This is a genomic window from Streptomyces antnestii (assembly GCF_004005495.1).
In the GTDB taxonomy this organism is placed as follows: Bacteria; Actinomycetota; Actinomycetes; order Streptomycetales; family Streptomycetaceae; genus Streptomyces; species Streptomyces antnestii.
In genome coordinates, this window is record NZ_RZYA01000017.1 from 120,504 (window position 1) to 139,324 (window position 18,821).

At 71.2% G+C, this 18,821-nt stretch carries 14 protein-coding genes; 7 read left to right on the top strand and 7 right to left on the bottom strand.

Annotated elements, in window-relative coordinates; all coding sequences use genetic code 11:
• Positions 1 to 100: 100 nt before the first annotated feature.
• Genes EOT10_RS29455 through EOT10_RS29465 form a run of 3 tightly spaced genes read right to left on the bottom strand, consistent with a single transcriptional unit; the run spans position 101 to position 2,414 of the window.
• The gene (locus tag EOT10_RS29455) at positions 101 to 511 is read right to left on the bottom strand and encodes a RidA family protein (protein WP_127831394.1); all 411 of its coding nucleotides are present in this window, start codon (positions 509 to 511) and stop codon (positions 101 to 103) included.
• Positions 508 to 1,338, bottom strand: coding sequence for an IclR family transcriptional regulator (locus EOT10_RS29460; protein WP_223281288.1), 831 nt, complete (start codon positions 1,336 to 1,338; stop codon positions 508 to 510). Before EOT10_RS29460 ends, EOT10_RS29455 begins: the two co-directional genes overlap by 4 nt.
• Entirely contained in the window at positions 1,335 to 2,414 is a 1,080-nt protein-coding gene (locus tag EOT10_RS29465; protein WP_127831395.1) for a sugar kinase, read from the bottom strand. The genes EOT10_RS29460 and EOT10_RS29465 overlap by 4 nt, the downstream gene beginning before the upstream one ends.
• A gap of 244 nt (positions 2,415 to 2,658) precedes the next feature.
• On the opposite strand from EOT10_RS29465, the gene EOT10_RS29470 reads away from it, so the two are divergent.
• Together EOT10_RS29470 and EOT10_RS29475 are read left to right on the top strand one after the other, a co-directional pair.
• Complete coding sequence (locus EOT10_RS29470; protein WP_127831396.1) at positions 2,659 to 3,957, top strand: amino acid deaminase; 1,299 nt, start codon at positions 2,659 to 2,661, stop codon at positions 3,955 to 3,957.
• A gap of 219 nt (positions 3,958 to 4,176) precedes the next feature.
• Entirely contained in the window at positions 4,177 to 5,790 is a 1,614-nt protein-coding gene (locus tag EOT10_RS29475) for an N-acyl-D-amino-acid deacylase family protein (RefSeq protein WP_127831397.1), read from the top strand.
• 31 nt (positions 5,791 to 5,821) lie between these two features.
• On the opposite strand, the gene EOT10_RS41420 is transcribed toward EOT10_RS29475, so the two are convergent.
• Both EOT10_RS41420 and EOT10_RS29485 read right to left on the bottom strand, forming a co-directional pair.
• The gene (locus tag EOT10_RS41420) at positions 5,822 to 8,464 is read right to left on the bottom strand and encodes a WD40/YVTN/BNR-like repeat-containing protein (protein WP_189492217.1); all 2,643 of its coding nucleotides are present in this window, start codon (positions 8,462 to 8,464) and stop codon (positions 5,822 to 5,824) included.
• Positions 8,465 to 8,624: 160 nt separating this feature from the next.
• On the bottom strand, positions 8,625 to 9,458 hold the full coding sequence (locus EOT10_RS29485; protein WP_127831398.1) for a hypothetical protein: 834 nt from the start codon (positions 9,456 to 9,458) through the stop codon (positions 8,625 to 8,627).
• A gap of 135 nt (positions 9,459 to 9,593) precedes the next feature.
• Between EOT10_RS29485 and EOT10_RS29490 the strand changes: the two genes are divergently transcribed.
• Together EOT10_RS29490 and EOT10_RS29495 are read left to right on the top strand one after the other, a co-directional pair.
• Positions 9,594 to 10,805 (top strand): pyridoxal phosphate-dependent aminotransferase, encoded by a 1,212-nt coding sequence (locus tag EOT10_RS29490; protein WP_127831399.1) that lies wholly within the window; start codon positions 9,594 to 9,596, stop codon positions 10,803 to 10,805.
• A 70-nt stretch (positions 10,806 to 10,875) separates the two neighbouring features.
• Positions 10,876 to 11,289 (top strand): SCO4983 family protein, encoded by a 414-nt coding sequence (locus tag EOT10_RS29495; protein ID WP_127831400.1) that lies wholly within the window; start codon positions 10,876 to 10,878, stop codon positions 11,287 to 11,289.
• 183 nt (positions 11,290 to 11,472) lie between these two features.
• Here EOT10_RS29495 and EOT10_RS29500 read toward each other — a convergent pair whose 3' ends face one another.
• On the bottom strand, positions 11,473 to 13,305 hold the full coding sequence (locus tag EOT10_RS29500) for a phosphoenolpyruvate carboxykinase (GTP) (RefSeq protein WP_127831401.1): 1,833 nt from the start codon (positions 13,303 to 13,305) through the stop codon (positions 11,473 to 11,475).
• 205 nt (positions 13,306 to 13,510) lie between these two features.
• Here EOT10_RS29500 and trhA point away from each other — a divergent pair, with 205 nt between their 5' ends.
• The 3 genes from trhA to EOT10_RS29515 all read left to right on the top strand — a co-directional run bounded on the left by trhA (position 13,511) and on the right by EOT10_RS29515 (position 16,485).
• Positions 13,511 to 14,200, top strand: a complete 690-nt coding sequence (gene trhA, locus EOT10_RS29505) for a PAQR family membrane homeostasis protein TrhA (protein ID WP_431313335.1) — start codon at positions 13,511 to 13,513, stop codon at positions 14,198 to 14,200.
• A gap of 123 nt (positions 14,201 to 14,323) precedes the next feature.
• Positions 14,324 to 15,865: a DHA2 family efflux MFS transporter permease subunit gene (locus tag EOT10_RS29510; RefSeq protein WP_127831403.1), complete on the top strand. Its 1,542-nt coding sequence runs from the start codon at positions 14,324 to 14,326 to the stop codon at positions 15,863 to 15,865.
• Positions 15,866 to 15,870: 5 nt separating this feature from the next.
• Positions 15,871 to 16,485, top strand: a complete 615-nt coding sequence (locus tag EOT10_RS29515) for a TetR/AcrR family transcriptional regulator (RefSeq protein WP_127831404.1) — start codon at positions 15,871 to 15,873, stop codon at positions 16,483 to 16,485.
• A 7-nt stretch (positions 16,486 to 16,492) separates the two neighbouring features.
• Here EOT10_RS29515 and EOT10_RS42175 read toward each other — a convergent pair whose 3' ends face one another.
• Positions 16,493 to 18,517: a thioredoxin domain-containing protein gene (locus tag EOT10_RS42175; RefSeq protein ID WP_127831405.1), complete on the bottom strand. Its 2,025-nt coding sequence runs from the start codon at positions 18,515 to 18,517 to the stop codon at positions 16,493 to 16,495.
• Positions 18,518 to 18,821 lie beyond the last annotated feature (304 nt).

Genomic DNA, 18,821 nt, shown 5'->3' on the forward strand with positions numbered 1-18,821 from the left:
TTCGGGATCAAGGCAGGGGGGATCGCGGCGCGGCGCCCTTGGGGTGCGGGCGCCGCGCCGGGACGACGGGCGGCTTACGGAAACCTGCGGGAAAGAGCCCTCAGCCGAGGACGGCGAGCGCGTCGATCTCGATGAGGAGACCCTTGGGGAGGCCGACGTAGACCGTGGTGCGGGCGGAGGCGGGGGCCTTGAGGCCCTGCTCCTCGAAGTACGCGTTGTAGATCGCGTTCATCTCGGCGAAGTGGTCGACGTCCGTGAGGTAGACGCGCATCATCATGACGTCGTCCCAGGTGGCGCCGCCCTCTTCGAGGATCGCCTTGACGTTGGCGAAGGTCTGGAGGGTCTGCTCGCGCAGGGTCGGGCCGGCGGGGGTGGGGGCCTGGCCCTCGACGGCCGGCAGGAAGCCGACCTGGCCCGCGACCTGAAGGATGTTGCCCTTCTTGACGCCGTGCGAGAACTTCGCGGGCGGGGTGGTGTGCGTGGCGGGGGTGAGCGCGGTCTTCTCGGTCATGGTGTGACTTCCTTGGAGGGGGTGGAGGGGGTGGAGGGGGCTGCTTTTGCGGGGGTCTCTTTTGCGGGGGTTTCTTTGGAGACGGGTACGGCACCGGAGTACTCCCGGCTGATCGCGTCGGCCGTGCGGCGCACCAGCGGGAGCAGGGTGAGGAGTTCCTCGGCCGTGACGACCACGTTCGGCGCGGACATCGACATGGCTGCGACGACGCGGCCGTCCGCGCCCCGTATGGGCGCTCCGATGCAGTTGATGGACTCCTCGTGGCCGCCGAGGTCGGTGGCCCAGCCCTGTTCGCGTACCTTCTCCAGCTCCCGCAGGAAAGCGGGGGCGTTCGGGGTCGAACGGGCCGTGTAGGCGGGGTAGTCGAGCTTCTCGGCGACGGCGCGGCGCTCGGGCTCGGAGAGGTCGGCGAGGAGCAGTTTGGCGACGGCGGCGACGGTGATGGCCACCGGCTTGCCGATGCGCGAGTACATGCGCACCGGGTAGCGGCTCTCGACCTTGTCGATGTAGAGGACCTCGTTCTCCTCGTACACGGCGAGGTGGATGGTGTGTCCGACCTTCTCGTTGAGTGCCACGAGGTGGGGGTGGGCGATCTCGCGGACGTCGAGGTTCTCGACGGCTTCCTGGGCGAGGGCGAAGAGGCGGGCGCCGAGGCGGTAGCGCTGGTCGGCCTGGCGGTAGACCAGGCCGTGCTCGTGGAGGGTGCGCAGCAGCCGCAGGGCGGTCGACTTGTGGACGCCGAGGCGGTCGGCGACCTGGCCGAGGTCGGCGGGTCCCTCGGCGAGCAGCGGCAGGATGCTCAGCGCGCGGTCGACGGTCTGGCTCATGACGTACGTACCTCCTCCACGGCCCCGCCGGCGGTCCAGCCGGGGCCGAGGTGCAGTGTGCCCCAGGCGGTGTCGTCGAGGTCGGCGAGGCGGTCGGCGTGTGCGCGGCCCGGGGGCGCGGCGAGGTCGCCGGGGGCGGTGAGGGCGGCGGCGGCCATGAGGTGGCCGTGCCGCAGGCGGGCGCGGACGGGGAGGCCGCGCAGGACGCCGGAGAGGTAGCCGGCGGCGAAGGCGTCACCGGCTCCCACGGCGGCGACGACGTCGACGCGGGGGGCGGGCTCGGTATGGCGGGCGCCGTGCTCGTCGTAGGCGATGGCACCGTCGGCGCCGCGCTTGACGACGAGGGTGGCGGGTTCGGGCAGGGCGGCGCGGATGGCGTCGGGGCCGCCGGTGATGCCCCAGGCGTCCTCGGCCTCGTCCTCGCCGACGAAGACGAGGTCGGCGCCGCGGGCCAGGTCGAGGAGCACGCGGGCGTCGTCGGGGCGGGGCCACAGGCCGGGGCGGTGGTTGACGTCGAAGGAGACGAGGGGGCCGAGGGGGTGGGCGGCCCGGGTGCGCGCCGTCAGGTCCGCGGTGAGGCCGAGGCAGCCGGCGGAGAGCGCGGGCGTGATCCCGGAGAGGTGCAGGACGCGGCCGGAGCGGATCGCGGCCAGGTCCATGTTCTCGGTGGTCATCGCGGAGGCGGCGGACCCGGCGCGGTAGTAGGCGACCTCGTGGGCGTCGGTGGCGCGGTCGCCGGCGGTGCGGAAGTAGATGCCGGTGGGGCGGGCGGGGTCGCGTCGTACGGCGGAGGTGTCGACGCCGTACGCGCCGATGGCCTCGACGAGGTGGTCTCCGAAGCCGTCGGCGCCGACGCGGCTGACCCAGCGGACGGCGTGCCCTGCGGCGGCGAGGACGCACGCCACGTTCGACTCGGCGCCGCCGATACCGCGGTGGAAGGAGGGTACGTCGGCGAGGCGCCCGGGTACGGAGGGCGCGAAGGTGACCATGGACTCGCCGACCGTGACGACATCGACGGCATCGACGACAGCCACGGGTGCGTGGTGCGTGCGTGCGGCGGGTCCGGTGGCGGTCACGGTGCTTCGGGCTCCTCATGGGACGGGTACTCATGCGACGGGTACTCATGCGACGGGTACTCATGCGGCGGGGCGCATGTGGCGGGGCGCATGTGGCGTAGGGCTCAGGGCCCGGTGGGCTCAGGGCCCGGCTGGATCAACGGCTCCGTTGACCCGGCGTTGGCTCGGATGTTAGACAGCAGTAAGCGACATACGCAATGACCGTTGCATATCTTGCAACGGCGTCTTCGATCGAGGAGGCTCCATGGCCGCCGACAACGCCGTCAACGCCGCCGAACGTCTCAGGGATCTGGCACACGAGCGGGTCGACCACCGCTTCAAGGGGCTGCCCCCGGACGCGGAGGGCATGACCGTCGGCGAGCTCGCGGCCGAGCGCCGCAACCTGTTCACCGGAGGCTTCACCACCCCGGTCCTCGCGCTCTCCGCCGAGCACCTGGAGCACAACCTCGCCCTGATGGAGACCTACGCCACCCGCCACGGCCTGTCCTTCGCCCCGCACGGCAAGACCTCGATGGCGCCGCAGCTCTTCCAGCGCCAGATCGAGCACGGCGCGTGGGGCATCACCCTCGCCGTGCCGCACCAGGCGCGGGTCGCCCGCGCCTTCGGCATCCAGCGGATCTTCCTGGCGAACGAGCTCGTCGACGCCCCGGCGCTGCACTGGCTCGCGGGCGAACTCGACGCCGACCCGGACTTCCGTTTCATCTGTTACGTCGACTCCGTACGCGGCGTCGAGCTGATGGACGCCGCCCTGTCCGAGGCGGGCGCGTCCCGGCCGGTCGACGTGGTCGTCGAACTGGGCGCCGGCGACGGGGCCCGCACCGGCGTGCGGACCGAGGCCGAGTGCTTCGACATCGCGAACGCCGTCGCCGCGGCGGACACGCTGCGCCTGGTCGGCGTCGCCGGGTACGAGGGCGAGGTGCCGAACGCGTCGCCGGAGACCGTCGGGGCGTGGCTGCGCCGGCTCACGGCGCTGCTCGTCGACTTCGACAAGGCGAGCCGGTTCGCGGACCTGGACGAGATCGTGGTCAGCGCGGGCGGCAGCGCCTGGTTCGACGCGGTCGCCGAGGCCTTCTCCGAGATCCCCGAACTCTCCGCTCCCGTACGGAAGTTGCTGCGCTCGGGCGCGTACGTGTCGCACGACGACGGCCACTACAAGCACCTCACGCCGTTCAACCGGGTCCCCGAGGAGGGCGCCCTGCACCCGGCGTTCCGGCTGTGGGCGCAGGTCGTCTCGCGCCCGACCCCGCATCAGGCGTTCACGAACGCGGGCAAGCGCGACGCGGCGTACGACCTGGACCTGCCCGAGGCGCAGGTCGTCCGGGACGCCCGCACGGGCGAGATCCGCGCGGCGACCGGGGTGAGCGTGACGGGCCTGTCGGACCAGCACGGGTGGCTCCGCACGGAGGGGGGCGGGGACCTGGCGGTCGGCGACTGGCTCGGCATGGGGCTTTCGCATCCGTGCACGTCGTTCGACAAGTGGCAGCTGATTCCTCTCGTCGAGGCGGATGGCACGGTTGTGGACTTCGTCCGGACGTTCTTTTAGGCCGTTGGTCTGCTGCGGGCCGGTGGGGGTTGGTCGCGCCCCGCGGCGAAGCCGCTGATGGACACAGCCCCACGCCCCTGAAGGCTTGCGGCTTCGCCGCGCCTTCCCCCATCGGGGAAATGCTGCGCGGAGCGCACGCATCTCAGGGGCGCGGGGAACTGCGCGACCAGCCACGACGAACCCGCACCCGAACACCCGCACCCAAGAGAGGCACCCCCCATGGACCTGGTCATCCGCGACGCGCGCGTCATCGACGGGACCGGCGCCCCGGAATACCGCGCCGACGTCGGCGTCCAGGACGGCCGGATCACCACGATCCACCGGGAGGAAGAGGCCGGCCCCCGCCCGTCAGGACCCCGCACCCTGGACGCCCAGGGGCTCGCCCTCTCCCCCGGCTTCATCGACATGCACGCGCACAGCGATCTCGCGCTGCTGCGCGACCCTGACCACAGCGCGAAGGCCGCGCAGGGCGTCACGCTCGAAGTGCTCGGCCAGGACGGGCTGTCCTACGCGCCCGTGGACGACCGCACCCTCGCCGAGGTGCGCCGCGCGATCACAGGCTGGAACGGCGACGGGTCGGACATCGACTTCGACTGGCGCACGGTCGGCGAGTACCTGGACCGCCTGGACCGATCCCACGGCGGTCGCGGCATCGCGGTCAACGCCGCGTATCTGATCCCGCAGGGCACCGTCCGCATGTACGCGGTCGGCTGGGACGACCGGGACGCCACCCCGGCCGAGCTCGACCACATGAAGCGGCTCGTCGCCGAAGGCATGCAGCAGGGCGCCGTCGGCATGTCGTCGGGGCTCACGTACACGCCCGGCATGTACGCGAAGGACGCCGAACTCACCGAGCTGTGCCGGGTCGTGGCCTCGTACGACGGCTACTACTGCCCGCACCACCGCTCGTACGGCGCGGGGGCGCTCGACGCGTACCGGGAGATGGTGGAGCTCACGCGCGAGGCCGACTGCGCGCTGCACCTCGCGCACGCCACCATGAACTTCGGCGTGAACAAGGGCCGGGCGCCCGAGCTGATCGCGCTGCTCGACGACGCGCTCGACGACGGCGCCGACATCACGCTCGACACGTACCCGTACACCCCCGGCAGCACGACGCTCGTCGCGATGCTGCCGAGCTGGGCGAGCGAGGGCGGGCCCGACGCGATCATGCGGCGGCTCCAGGACGACGAGACCGCCGCGAAGATCCGCCACCACATGGAGGTCATCGGCGCCGACGGCTGTCACGGCGTGCCGATCGAGTGGGACACGATCGAGATCTCCGGTGTGTCCGACCCGGGTCTCGCGTCGTGCGTCGGCAAGACCGTGCAGCAGGCGGCCGACATGCGCGGCGAGGAGCCGTGGGTGACCGCACGCCGTCTGCTCATCAACGACAGGCTGGGCTCGACGATCCTCCAGCACGTCGGCCACGAGGAGAACGTGCGGGCGATGATGCGCCACCGCGTGCACACCGGCGGCAGCGACGGCATCCTCCAGGGCTTCAAGCCGCACCCGCGCGCGTACGGCACGTTCCCGCACTATCTCGGCCACTACGCACGGGAGTTGGGCGTGCTGTCCCTGGAGGAGACGGTCGCGCACCTCACGTCACGGCCCGCCGCGCGCCTGCGGCTGCCCGACCGGGGCCTGGTCCGCGAGGGCTACCGTGCCGACCTGGTCCTCTTCGACCCGGACACGGTCGCGGCGGGCTCGACGTTCGAGGCCCCGCGCACGCTGCCGGTGGGCATTCCGCACGTCCTGATCGACGGGAAGTTCGTGATGGAGGACGGGCGCAGGACGGACGTGCTGGCGGGGCGGGCGGTACGCCGGACGCCGTGAGGCCCCCGCGCACCGCCCTCAACCAATGCCCTTACGGCATCGGCGTCTTCCAGATCCCCCGTCCGTGCGTCGCCACATACAGCTGGCGGCCGTCCGGGCTCGGCGACAGGTAGACGGCCGGCGCGGTCGGCAGGGTGGTGCCGAGGCGCTGCCAGTGGCCGTCCGCGCCGCGGGCGGCGGTGAAGACGCCGAGGTCCGTGGCGACGGCGAGCGTGCCCGACGGCGTGATCAGCAGGGAGTTGGCGGGCGCGTCCGGGAACGAGTCCGTGGCCGCCGGGTCGCCGCTGACGTCGTGCCAGGTGGCGCCGCCGTCGGTGGTGCGCCACACGTGGCCGTAGCCGGCGCCGGGGCCTTCGTTCCAGTGCCGCGAGAAGCCGTTGACGACGGCGTAGACCGTCCCGCCCGAGGCGTCGGAGGGGTCGATGGCGACGTCGGCGATGTAGCGGTTGGGGAAGTCGGCCGGGAGGTTCACCTGGTGCCAGGTGCCTCCGTAGTTGGTGACCATGCCCCGGCCGAACGAGGCGCCCGGGTTGCACGAGCCGCACCACGCGCCCCACACGACGCGGTCACGGCTGGCGACGGCGGTCGTGGAGTGGCCCGCGCCCGTGTCGTAGAGCTTGGTCCAGTCGGCTCCGCTCGTGGTGTCCCAGGTCTTGGTGTCGCCCCAGATGTACTGGCCGCCCGCGACCCAGTAACCGGCGTCCTTGTCGTCCGCGGAGAACGGTGCGATGAAGCGGGCGTTCGGGTCGCCCGGGGCGATGTCGGTGATGACGTCCTCGGCCCCGGTGTCGCTGGCCGTGTAGCCGCAGTTGCGGGTGATCTGGAGGGCGAGGTTCGTGTACTCGCCGACCGTCTCGCAGCCGTTGGCCGGGTTCACGAGCTGGTCGCCGCCGTCACCGCCGAACGGGGCCACCATCTGCCCGTCGGGGTTCAGCTTCTGCCCCTGGTACGTGGATCCCTTCGGCGCGAGCAGGGAGACGCCGTTGTCCTGGAGGCCGCCCCAGACCGCGTCACCACTGCCGTCCGTCATGCGGCCCGCGCCCACCGAGTAGTACTGCAGGTTGCGGAGAGTGCCGGACTCGTTGAGGTTGCGCCAGCCGGGCGTGCGCTGCGCGACGGGCCGGGCGTAGGCGCCGCCGTCATTGCCGACGTAGACCTGCGGGGTGCCGCCCTGCCAGCGGGAGAAGGCGATGGCGTGCTGGTCGGAGTGCATGACGTCGCCGTCGCAGGTGTTGGCCGCCTGGTCGTACGAGAAGCAGGACAGGCCGAAGTTCCAGTACCGGCCCACGGCGTGCCAGTTCGAGCCGCCGTCCCGCGTCTCGAAGACCTCTTCGAGACCGAGGTAGACGTGGTCCGGGTCGGTCGGGTCGACGGCGACGACCTGGTCGTACCAGGACTGGGTGCCGGGCTGGTAGCCCGCGCCGATCGCGTTCAGCTTCATCGCGGAGCCGCTCGCGGAGAGTTTCGCGGGGGTCGCGATCTGCTTGAAGGGGCCGTCGGCGTTGCCGCTCTCGCTGACGTACACGCCCGCGAGGACGGAGGAGACGCCGCCGCCCTTCGCCTTGTTGAGGAGCTTGGGGGACTCCATGGAGACGTAGAGCTTGCTGCCGTCGGCGGCGTACGCGAAGGACGCGTTGCCGATCTCGGCGGGGTTGATCGCGCCCGTCGGGTTGGCGCGCTTCCAGGTCATGCCGGCGTCGTCGGAGTAGTAGAAGCCGTTGTAGTCGGCCCCGCCGCGCCAGGCGACGTTCGCGAGGAGCTTTTTGCCGTCGCTGCCGGGCTGTACGGCGATGTCGTCGGCGATGTCCGCGTACTGGGCGGAGACGCCGCAGCCGATGCCGCTCACGCCGACGCCCGCGCAGGGCGCGAGGACCATGGTCCAGGCCGTGGACTGCCCGGCCGCGAGCGGGCGCCGGAAGAGCCCGTGCGAGGAGGCCGCGAAGACGTAGCCGGCCGCCTGGTCGAAGGTGACGGTGTGGACCGAGGAACTGTCGAGTTCCGTGCCGCCGACCTTGTCGCTCTCGGCGAACGTGCCGTGCACGGGGTCGGCGAGCCGGTAGACGCCGCTGCCGAGGTAGTTGTCGGACGCGGTGGTCGCCTCGCCGGTGGCCAGCCACAGGGAGCCGTCCGGGGCGGTGGCGAGCGCGCCCACCGACAGGGCGGGCAGGTGGTCGGCGATCGGCGTCCAGGTCGCGCCGTCGTCCGTGGAGCGGAACACGCCGCCGCCGGCCGCGCCCGCGTAGACGACGCCCTTGTGGGCCGGGTCGGTGGCGAGCGCGGCGATGCGGCCCGCCGAACGGCCCGCGCCGCCCCCGGAGTTGGAGGCGGAGTGGTCGCGGTAGTGGAGCGCGTCCTCGTTGTACGGGGAGGTGGTGACCTCGCTCCAGGTGCCGGACTTCACCGGCATGTTCTTGATGTGCTTCCAGGCGTCAGCGTAGGCGCCCGCCGTGACCTGGCCGCTGGGGGAGAGCCTCGGATCGTTGTACGAGTCGATGGACTCCATCAGCTCCTGGGAGTCCTCGCCCGCCACGTCGTGGCGGCCGTGCCCAGCGCTGTCGACCACTCCGTACGCGGCGACGGATCCCGTCCCCGCGGCAAGGAGTGCCGCCGCGCAGAGGGCGAGGGCCGTTCTGGCCCTCTTGCCCGGTCTGCGCCCCTCGGAAAACGCGTGCATCGTGTCTCCGGTTCCTTCGGCACGGAGCGGTGGCGCCCCACACGGCCACGCTGGGTCTCCTGTTGCCGAGCGCCGGAAACGTACTCCCGCGTTCCGGGTCAACTCCCCGGGTTTACGAGGACTTTGACGAATACGCGTCAGACGGGCCGGGTCCGCCGGCTCACTTGGGCCACTTCGTCGATCCCGGGGAGCCGTGGCCGCGCCCCGGTTTGCCGCCGGCGTTCCCCCGGGCCGGGGCGGTGGTGAAGGGGGCCGAGGTCGTGGGCGCGCTGCCGGTGGCGGGGGCGGTCGTGGCCCCGCCGTCGCCCGCCGTGCCGCCGGCGCTCCCGCTCGGGCTGGGGCTCGCGTCATGGCTCGGCGAACCGGACACAGGCCCGCCCGCCGTGGCGGCGGAGGCGGCCGGACCTGCGGAGGTGCCGGGGTGCGCGGCGGGTGACGCCGACGGCGAGTGTTCGGCACGGGGCGCCTTGCCGTCGCCCTTGCCGTGCCCCCAGGGCAGTGGTCCGCCCGCGGGGCCCGAGTCGAACAGCCCGGCGACGACGACGCCGAGCAAGACGACGCAGGCCGCACCCATGCCGACGGCGATGCGCCGCATCAGCCGCCGCCTGCGGCCGGAGCCGTCGACGAAGACCGCGTCGTCGCCGGGGGCGTCGCCATAGCCGTCGTGCGCGCCGTCGTGGGCACTGTCGTAGGCGCCGGGTACGCCGGGTACTCCCGGTACGGAAACGGCCGCCATCGGCGCGGTGGATATGAGGTCGTCGTGCGGCGCGTGCGCGGGGTCGTCATACGCGTATGTGGGGCCGTCGTGCGCATTCGCGGGCGCGTCGGCGTACGCCGGACCGGCCGTCGGGACCCCGTTCGCCTCGTACCAGCCGTGCGCCGCGGCCGGGTCCGCGTACTGCTCGTACACGCTCGCCGTCGCGTCCGCGTCGTAGACGCCGTAGACCCTCGGAGGTGTGTCGTCGCCGCCGGGCGTGGGGTGCTGCCAGGACATGAGGGCGGATTGTAGAGAACCTGAGGGCTTCCCGCGTAGCCGTCGGCGATATCAGCCCAAAGCGGACCGCCCGCGATGCCCCACGTGTCCTAAAACACGGAGCGCCCGACGATACCCGGCCGTAAGCTCACGGACATGCAGGTGATCCAGTCGACGAAGCTCGCCAATGTCTGTTACGAGATCCGGGGCCCGGTGCTCGAGGAGGCGATGCGTCTGGAGGCAGCCGGCCATCGCATCCTCAAGCTCAACACCGGCAACCCGGCCGCCTTCGGTTTCGAGTGCCCGCCCGAGATCCTCGAGGACATGCTCCGCAACCTCGGGGACGCGCACGGGTACGGGGACGCGAAGGGCCTGCTGGCCGCCCGTCGCGCGGTGATGATGCACTACCAGACGCTGGGCGTGGAGACGGACGTCGAGAACGTCTTCATCGGCAACGGCGTCTCCGAGCTGATCGTCATGGCGATGCAGGGCCTGCTCGACGACGGCGACGAGGTCCTCGTCCCGTCGCCGGACTACCCGCTGTGGACGGCCGCGGTCTCGCTCTCCGGCGGCACCGCCGTGCACTACCGCTGCGACGAGCAGTCCGACTGGATGCCCGATCTCGCCGACGTGGAGCGGAAGGTCACCGACCGCACCAAGGCGATCGTGATCATCAACCCGAACAACCCGACGGGCGCCGTCTACAGCGACGACATGCTGCGCGGCCTGACCGACATCGCCCGCCGCCACAACCTGCTTGTCTGCTCGGACGAGATCTACGACAAGATCCTCTACGACGGCGCGACGCACACGCCGACCGCGGCCATCGCCCCCGACCTGCTGACGCTCACCTTCAACGGCATGTCGAAGGCGTACCGCGTGGCCGGTTACCGCGTGGGCTGGATGGCGATCTCGGGGCCGCGCGCGCACGCCGACTCGTACATCGAGGGCCTGACGATCCTGGCGAACATGCGCCTGTGCGCGAACATGCCGGGCCAGCACGGTGTCGTCGCGGCGCTCAGCGGGCGTCAGACGATCACCGACCTGGTGCTGCCGGGCGGGCGCCTGAAGGAGCAGCGGGACACGGCGTACGACCTGCTGACGCAGATTCCGGGCGTGACGTGCGTGAAGCCGAAGGGCGCCCTTTATCTGTTCCCGCGGCTCGACCCGAAGGTGTTCAAGGTCAAGGACGACCGGCAGATGGTCCTCGACCTGCTGCGCGCCGAGAAGATCATGGTCGTGCACGGTACGGGGTTCAACTGGACGGAGCCGGACCACTTCCGGGTCGTCACGCTGCCGACGGTCGGCCAGCTCACGGAGGCCATCACCCGTATCGGCCGCTTCCTGGACGGCTACAGCCAGCCGTGAGTGACAGAACTCAACTTTAGACTGAATCTAAGCTAGGATGGCCTTCAAGCTACCCGCCTGGAGGCCACCCATGTACGAGCCGATCCGTACCAAGTCGGTCCATGCCATGGCCGACCCCGGCGACTTCCCGCACCGTTCCCGCGAAGAGGAGCTGGACATCCAGCTCGCCGGGCACCTGGCCGCCCTGCTCGCCGTCACCGACGAGCTGCGCGCGCTCACGCCGGACGGGGACGGAGACCTCGACGCGGCGGCCGACTCCCTCGCGCACCAGGTGGCCCGCCTGCGCGGCGGCGCCTCCCCGGTGCGCTCGGCGGTGACCTCCGCGATCCACGAACCGCACGCCGCCGCCCTGCACCAGCGCGCCCACGCGCTCGCGGGCCGCGCCCTGGTCGTCGCCGCGTCCCGCGCGGACACGGCGGCCGCGATCCTCGCCGCCCGCCGCATGGAGGCCCACGCCTCCGCGGCCCGCCTGGTCAGCGCCTGAGCGCCGGCCCTCTGACGTCCTCGTGGGGTCCGGTCGATCCCGGACCCCACGGGTGACTCAACGCTTGACGGTCACCGTCGCCGAACGGGTGAAGCATGGCCCGGCGCACGACAGGGCCCCGCACACCGTTGTGCGGGGCCCTGTCGTGAACCGTGCGACTACTGACCCGGGAGTCAGTCAGTTTCAGCCGAGGCGCTGCACCAGGTTGCGGTACTCGTCCCACAGCTCCTTGGGCGTGTGGTCACCGAAGGTGTTGAGGTGCTCGGGGACCAGGGAGGCCTCCTCGCGCCACACCTCCTTGTCGACCGTGAGCAGGAAGTCGAGGTCGGAGTCGGCCAGTTCGAGGCCTTCCGTGTCGAGCGAGTCACGCGTCGGCAGGATGCCGATCGGGGACTCGACGCCCTCGGCCTTGCCTTCGAGGCGCTCCACGATCCACTTCAGGACGCGGCTGTTCTCGCCGAAGCCGGGCCACACGAACTTGCCCGCGTCGTTCTTGCGGAACCAGTTCACGTAGTAGATCTTCGGCAGCTTGGACTGGTCCTTGTCCTTGGCCACGTCGACCCAGTGGGCCATGTAGTCGCCCATGTTGTAGCCGCAGAACGGGAGCATCGCGAACGGGTCGCGGCGCAGCTCGCCGACCTTGCCCTCGGCGGCGGCGGTCTTCTCGGACGCCACGTTCGCGCCGAGGAACACGCCGTGGTTCCAGTCGAAGGACTCGGTCACCAGCGGCACCGCGGAGGCGCGGCGGCCGCCGAAGAGGATCGCCGAGATCGGCACGCCCTTCGGGTCCTCCCACTCGGGCGCGATGATCGGGCACTGCGAGGCGGGGGTGGTGAAGCGCGCGTTCGGGTGCGCGGCGGGGACGCCGGACTCGGGGGTCCAGTCGTTGCCCTTCCAGTCGGTGAGGTGCGCCGGAGTCTCCTCCGTCATGCCCTCCCACCACACGTCGCCGTCGTCGGTCAGCGCGACGTTCGTGAAGACGGAGTTGCCCCACAGCGTCTTCATGGCGTTGGCGTTGGTGTGCTCGCCGGTGCCGGGCGCGACGCCGAAGAAGCCGGCCTCGGGGTTGATCGCGTAGAGGCGGCCGTCCTCGCCGAACCGCATCCAGGCGATGTCGTCGCCGATGGTCTCGACGGTCCAGCCGGAGATCGTGGGCTCCAGCATGGCGAGGTTCGTCTTGCCGCAGGCGCTCGGGAAGGCGGCGGCGACGTACTTCGCCTCACCCTGCGGCGGAGTCAGCTTGAGGATGAGCATGTGCTCGGCGAGCCAGCCCTCGTCACGCGCCATGACGGACGCGATGCGCAGGGCGTAGCACTTCTTGCCGAGCAGGGCGTTGCCGCCGTAGCCGGAGCCGTAGGACCAGATCTCACGGGACTCCGGGAAGTGCGAGATGTACTTCGTGGAGTTGCACGGCCACGGAACGTCCGCCTCGCCCTCGGCGAGCGGGGCGCCGAGGGTGTGGACGGCCTTCACGAAGAAACCGTCGGTGCCGAGCTCGTCGAGGACGGCCTGGCCCATGCGGGTCATGGTGCGCATCGAGACGGCGACGTAAGCGGAGTCGGTGATCTCGACGCCGATGGCGGAGAGCTCCGAGCCGACGGGGCCCATGCAGAACGGGACGACGTACATCGTCCGGCCCTTCATCGAGCCGCGGAAGATGCCCTTCTCACCGGCGAAGATCTCCCGCATCTCGGCGGGGGCCTTCCAGTGGTTGGTCGGGCCGGCATCCTGCTCCTTCTCGGAGCAGATGAAGGTCCGGTCCTCGACGCGTGCGACGTCGGTCGGGTCGGAGGCCGCGTAGTAGGAGTTCGGGCGCTTGATCGGGTCGAGTTTCTTGAACGTTCCCTTGTCGACCAGTTCCTCGGCGAGGCGCTCGTACTCGGCCTCGGACCCGTCGCACCAGACCACGTTGTCCGGCTGCGTCAGTTCGGCGATCTCGTTGACCCACGAGATCAGTTCCTGGTGCTTGGTGGGGACGGTGCCCAAAGAAACGGGAGCCGCGATGTCGCGCGCCACGATTGCTCCTAAATGAGGGGTTTTGGTGTTGTTGCCCCTTGGGGGCTGCGACCCGGACGCTTCACTGAATCCCTCTGGCGCTCATCCGGTGCCGACTGCACTCATTTGATCATCCGACGCAACCGCGCATATGTCCAGAGGGCCTCACAGGGGAGCAAAGTGAGCATTGCCACTCAGATTCGCCGCCTACGGTCCCGTAGGTACGATGCCGTCCATGACTGCCGCCACGCCACCCGAAGTGACCGCGACAGAGCCCGTCCCGGTGAAACCACGGCTGCGCGGCTGGCTGCACGCGGGCATGTTCCCGGCCGTCGTCATCTCCGGTCTCGTCCTCACCGCCCTCGCCGACTCCACCCGGGGCCGGATCGCGTGCGGGATCTACGTCCTCACGGCCTGCCTGCTCTTCGGCGTGAGCGCGCTCTACCACCGCGGCAACTGGGGCCCGCGCGCCGACGGCGTACTGCGCCGCCTCGACCACGCGAACATCTTCCTGATCATCGCGGGCACCTACACCCCGCTCACCATGCTCCTGCTCCCCGAGGCCAAGGGCGAATGGCTGATGTGGGGCATCTGGGCGGCGGCCACGGCCGGCATCATCTTCCGCGTCTTCTGGGTCGGCGCCCCGCGCTGGCTCTACACCCCCTGCTACATCGCGATGGGCTGGGCCGCCGTCTTCTTCCTGCCCGACTTCCTCCACACGGGCGGCACGGCCGTACTCGTCTGTGTGATCGTCGGCGGGCTGCTCTACAGCGCGGGCGGCGTCATCTACGGGATCAAGCGCCCGAACCCGTCACCCCGCTGGTTCGGCTTCCACGAGGTGTTCCACTCGCTGACGCTCGCGGCGTTCATCGTGCACTACGTCGGCATCTCGCTGGTGGCCTACCGGCACGCGTAACACCTCCCCTCCCTTCCGGTCGTCAATGGCCGCGGCTCTCCAGCCGCGGCCATTTTTCGTGCGCGCACCACGAGGGGAGATAGATATTGACAGTGACTATCACTTAAGAGTTACTCTCATTTCATGGCTACTGTCACTCAGCAGGATGAGGTCCGGCGTGACCCACGCCGCTGGTGGGCCCTCGGGGCCCTGGTCGCGAGCATGCTCGTGCTCGGTTTCGACATGACGATCCTCAACGTCGCGCTGCCGACGCTGGCCGGAGACCTCGGCGCGAGCACGGGGCAGCAGCAGTGGATGGCCGACGCCTACATCGTCGTGTTCGCCGCCCTGATGCTCCCGGCGGGCCTCCTCGGCGACCGGTTCGGGCGACGCCGGATGCTCATCGCCGGACTCGGCGTCTTCCTCGCGGGCTCACTCGCCGGAGCACTCGCGTCCGACGTGCACTGGGTGATCGCCGCCCGCACTTTGATGGGCGTCGGCGCGGCGCTCGTACTGCCGCTCGCCCTGTCCGTGCTGCCCTCGCTCTTCGCCGCCGACGAGCGCACCAAGGCCGTCGGCGTCATCTCCGCCGCCTCCGCACTCGGCCTGCCACTCGGCCCGATCCTCGGCGGCTGGCTCCTCGACCACTTCTGGTGGGGCTCGGTCTTCCTGATCAACGTCCCGATGGTCGCCCTCGGGATCACCGCGTGCCTGTTCCTGCTTCCCGAGACCCGCGACCCCGCCGCGCCCCGGGTCGACGTCGTCTCCACCACGCTCACCGCGACCGGCCTCGGGGCCCTGATCTACGCGATCATCGAGGCGCCGCACCGCGGCTGGACCGACCCCTTGATCCTCGGCCTGTTCGCGGCCTCCGCCGCCCTCGTCACCGCGCTCGTCCTGCGCGAGCGCCGCAGCGCCCGCCCCCTGCTCGACCTCACCCTGCTCGCCCGCCGCGGCTTCCTCCTCAACACCCTCGCCGCGACGCTCGGCATGTTCGTCCTGTCGGGCCTGATGTTCGTGCTGCCGCAGTATCTGCAGGCCGTACTCGGACACGACGCCATGGGCACCGGCGTGCGGATCCTGCCGATGATGGCCGGGATGCTGCTCGCCGCGAAGGGCACACCGCCGCTCCTCGACAGGTTCGGGCCGCGGGCCCTCGTCAGCGCGGCGCTCGTCGTGCTCGCGTTCGCCGCGTTCCTCGGCAGCCGCACCACCGTCGACTCCGGCTACGGCTACACGGCGCTGTGGCTGACGATCGCCGGCATCGGCTTCGCCTTCGCCGTCGTGCCGGCCATGGGCCTGGCCCTGGAGACCCTGCCGGGGGACCGGGCAGGCAGCGGCTCCGGACTCCTCATGACCGTGCGCCAGACGGGCAGCGCCATCGGCATCGCCCTGCTCGGCGCACTGCTCGCCGGGGTCTACGGGGACCGGCTCGGCCCCGCCGCGCCGGACGCGGCCCACGACTCCGTGGTCGCCGCCCACGCGGTCGCCGCACAGCTGGGCGACCCGGACCTCGCGGCCGCCGCCGACGCCGCGTACGTCCACGGCATGAATCTCGTCCTGGTCGTCGTGGGGATCGCGTCCCTGGTCACGGCGCTGCTCGCCGCGGCGTTCCTGCCGGACCCGCGGCCGGCCGCCGCCCCCGTCACCGACGTGGCCCCGGCCCGGGCCCATGGCCGACAATGACGCACATGGCCGCCTCAGCACGCAGCACCCCTTCCGACCACGCCGGGCTCGGGCTCCGCGAACGCAAGAAGCTCAAGACCCGCGTCGCGATCAGGGACGCGACGTACCGGCTGATCGCCGAGCAGGGGTACGACGCGACGACGGTCGAGCAGATCGCCGAGGCCGCCGAGGTGTCGCCGTCCACCGTCTTCCGGTACTTCCCGACCAAGGAGGACATCGTCCTCACGGACGAGTACGACCCGGTTCTGGAGAGCGAACTGCGGTCGCGGCCCGCGGACGAGCCGATCATCGAGTCGATGAAGCACGTGATCACCAAGGCCCTGAAGCTCGGGTTCGACGAGGACGCCGAAATGACACGGCTGCGGACCAGGCTCCAGGTCGAGGTGCCCGCGGTGCGCTCGCGGATGATGGAGTCCATGTCCGTCACCGGCCAGCTCCTGTGCCGGGTGCTCGCCGAACGCACCGACCGCGACCCCGCGGACCTGGAGGTCCGTGTCTACTCGATGGCGCTCGTCGGCGCGCTCATGGAGACCACCCTGTACTGGGCCGAGCACGGTCACCAGGACGACCTGAGCGACCTGATGACCCGCACGCTCGACACGTTCGCGAACGGCCTGTAGCGGCTGCCTACCGACCGCTGACCAGCGCCTCCGCCAGCCGCTCCGGATCCGTCACCGGCACGTCACAGGTGAAGTTGCGGCACACGTACGCGGCCGGGCGCCCGTCCACGAGCGGCCGGTCCGCCAGCAACGGCAGCTCCCCGCCGCCCTCCCGGCCCGCCGCGACGACCGCACCCGGCGCCGTCCCGAGCAGCGCGGCGCGATGCAGCTCACCCCCCACCTCGCCCACCACAGCGACCTCCCTCGGCCCGTCGAGCAGCGCCTCCGCGACGGCGAGCCCGTGCCCGATGAAGCGCGGCGCCCGCGGACCGAGCGCCCGCACGACCCCGAGGGCCCGCTCGGCGGCGGTGCGATGCGGCTCCGAACCGGTCTGCGCCGCGTACGACAGCAGCGCGCCCGCCGCCGCGCTCCAGCCGGACGGCGCCGCGTTGTCCGTCGGGTCCTGCGGCCTGCGGATCAGCTGTTCGGCGTCCGCCGCCGTGTCGTACAGGGCCCCGGACTCCGGGTCGGCGAACCGGGCGAGCACGTGATCGAGCAGGAACCCGGCGAACTCCAGCCAGACCCCCTCACCGGTCACGGACGCCAGCGCGAGGAAGCCCTCGGCGACATCGGCGTAGTCCTCAAGGACCCCCGCGTTGGCCCCGACCCGACCGTCCTTGCTCGTCCGGGCGATACGGGCCTGGGCATCCAGGTGGACCCGCACGAGCAGATCACCGGCGGCGACGGCCGCGTCGACCAGGTCCGGCCGGCCGAAGTAGGCGCCGGTCTCGGCGAGCGCGGCGATCGCGAGCCCGTTCCAGGCCGCGACGACCTTGTCGTCCCGCCCGGGCGCGGGCCGCGCGGCACGGGCCTCCGACAGCCTCCGCCGCACCCCCTCGACCCACTCACCCTCGAACACCTCATCGCCATCCGGCAGTTGAAGGACCGAGGCCCCCTTCTCGAAGGTCCCCTCCTCCGTCACGCCGAAGTACCGCATGGCCCGCTCGGCGTCCTCACCGCCGAGCACGTCACGCAACTGCGCGGGCGTCCACACGTAGTACGCGCCCTCGACGTGCCGCCCCTCGGCATCCTCGCTGTCCGCGTCGAGCGCGGACGCGAACCCGCCCTCGTTCGTCCGCAGTTCACGCACCAGGAAGTCCGCGGTCTCCAGCGCCACCCGCCGGGCCGTCTCCGACCCTGTGGCCCGCCACAGATGCGCGTAGGCGCGGCAGAGCAGGGCGTTGTCGTAGAGCATCTTCTCGAAGTGCGGAACCACCCATTCCTTATCGACCGCGTAGCGCGCGAAACCGCCGCCCAGCTGGTCGTAGATCCCGCCGCGCGCCATCCGCTCACACGTGTCCTGGGCCATCTGCAAGGCGCCCTCGGCGCCGGTGCGGGCGTGGTGGCGCAGCAGGAACTCGATCACCATCGACGGCGGGAACTTGGGGGCGCCCCCGAACCCGCCGTGCGCCGCGTCGTAGTCCCGCGTAAGCCCGAGCAGCGCCTGCGCCAGCTCGCCCTCGCCGGGCGGCTGCGTGTCCCCGTACGGCAGCTCACGCCCGGCCAGGTCGCCCACGATCTTCGCGGCGACCTCGGCCACCTCACCCCTGCGCTCCGCCCACGCCTGCCCCACACCGTCGAGCACCTGCCGGAACGACGCCATGCCGTGCCGGGGCTCGGGCGGGAAGTAGGTACCGAAGTAGAAGGGCTCCGCGTCCGGCGTCATGAACACGGTCATGGGCCACCCGCCCTGCCCGGTAGCGGCCTGCACGGCCTCCATGTAGACGGCGTCGACGTCGGGCCGCTCCTCACGGTCGACCTTGATATTGACGAAGCGCTCGTTCATGACGGCGGCGGTCGCCTCGTCCTCGAAACTTTCGCTGGCGAGGACATGGCACCAGTGACAACTGCTGTAGCCGACGCTGAGCAGCACCGGCACCCCCCGCCGCCTGGCTTCCTCGAAGGCCTCGGCCGACCAGGGCCACCAGTCGACGGGGTTGTCGGCGTGCTGGAGGAGGTACGGGGACGTCTCGTTGGCCAGTCGGTTCGGCATACCACCCATCCTGCACGACGTTCCCGTGCGGGCGTCCACGCGGACGACGCTTCACCTGGCTTCCCTGGAGGCAACCACTCCGTCTGCCCAACGCCAGACCGGCCTGACACGCGAGTAGTCCCAGACACGGTTGCCCTTCTCGCCAGGCACGACCACGAGGTGGTCAAAAACGGAAGCGATGACTTCCGCCGCTCGTCCAGCTCCATCTCTCCCGAAGTCCACCGCTCCCGAACGGACGCTGGAAGCTGAACCGGCCCGTCCCGCCTCTCAGGAAAGAGCAGCCTTGCGATGGCATCGTCCGCGA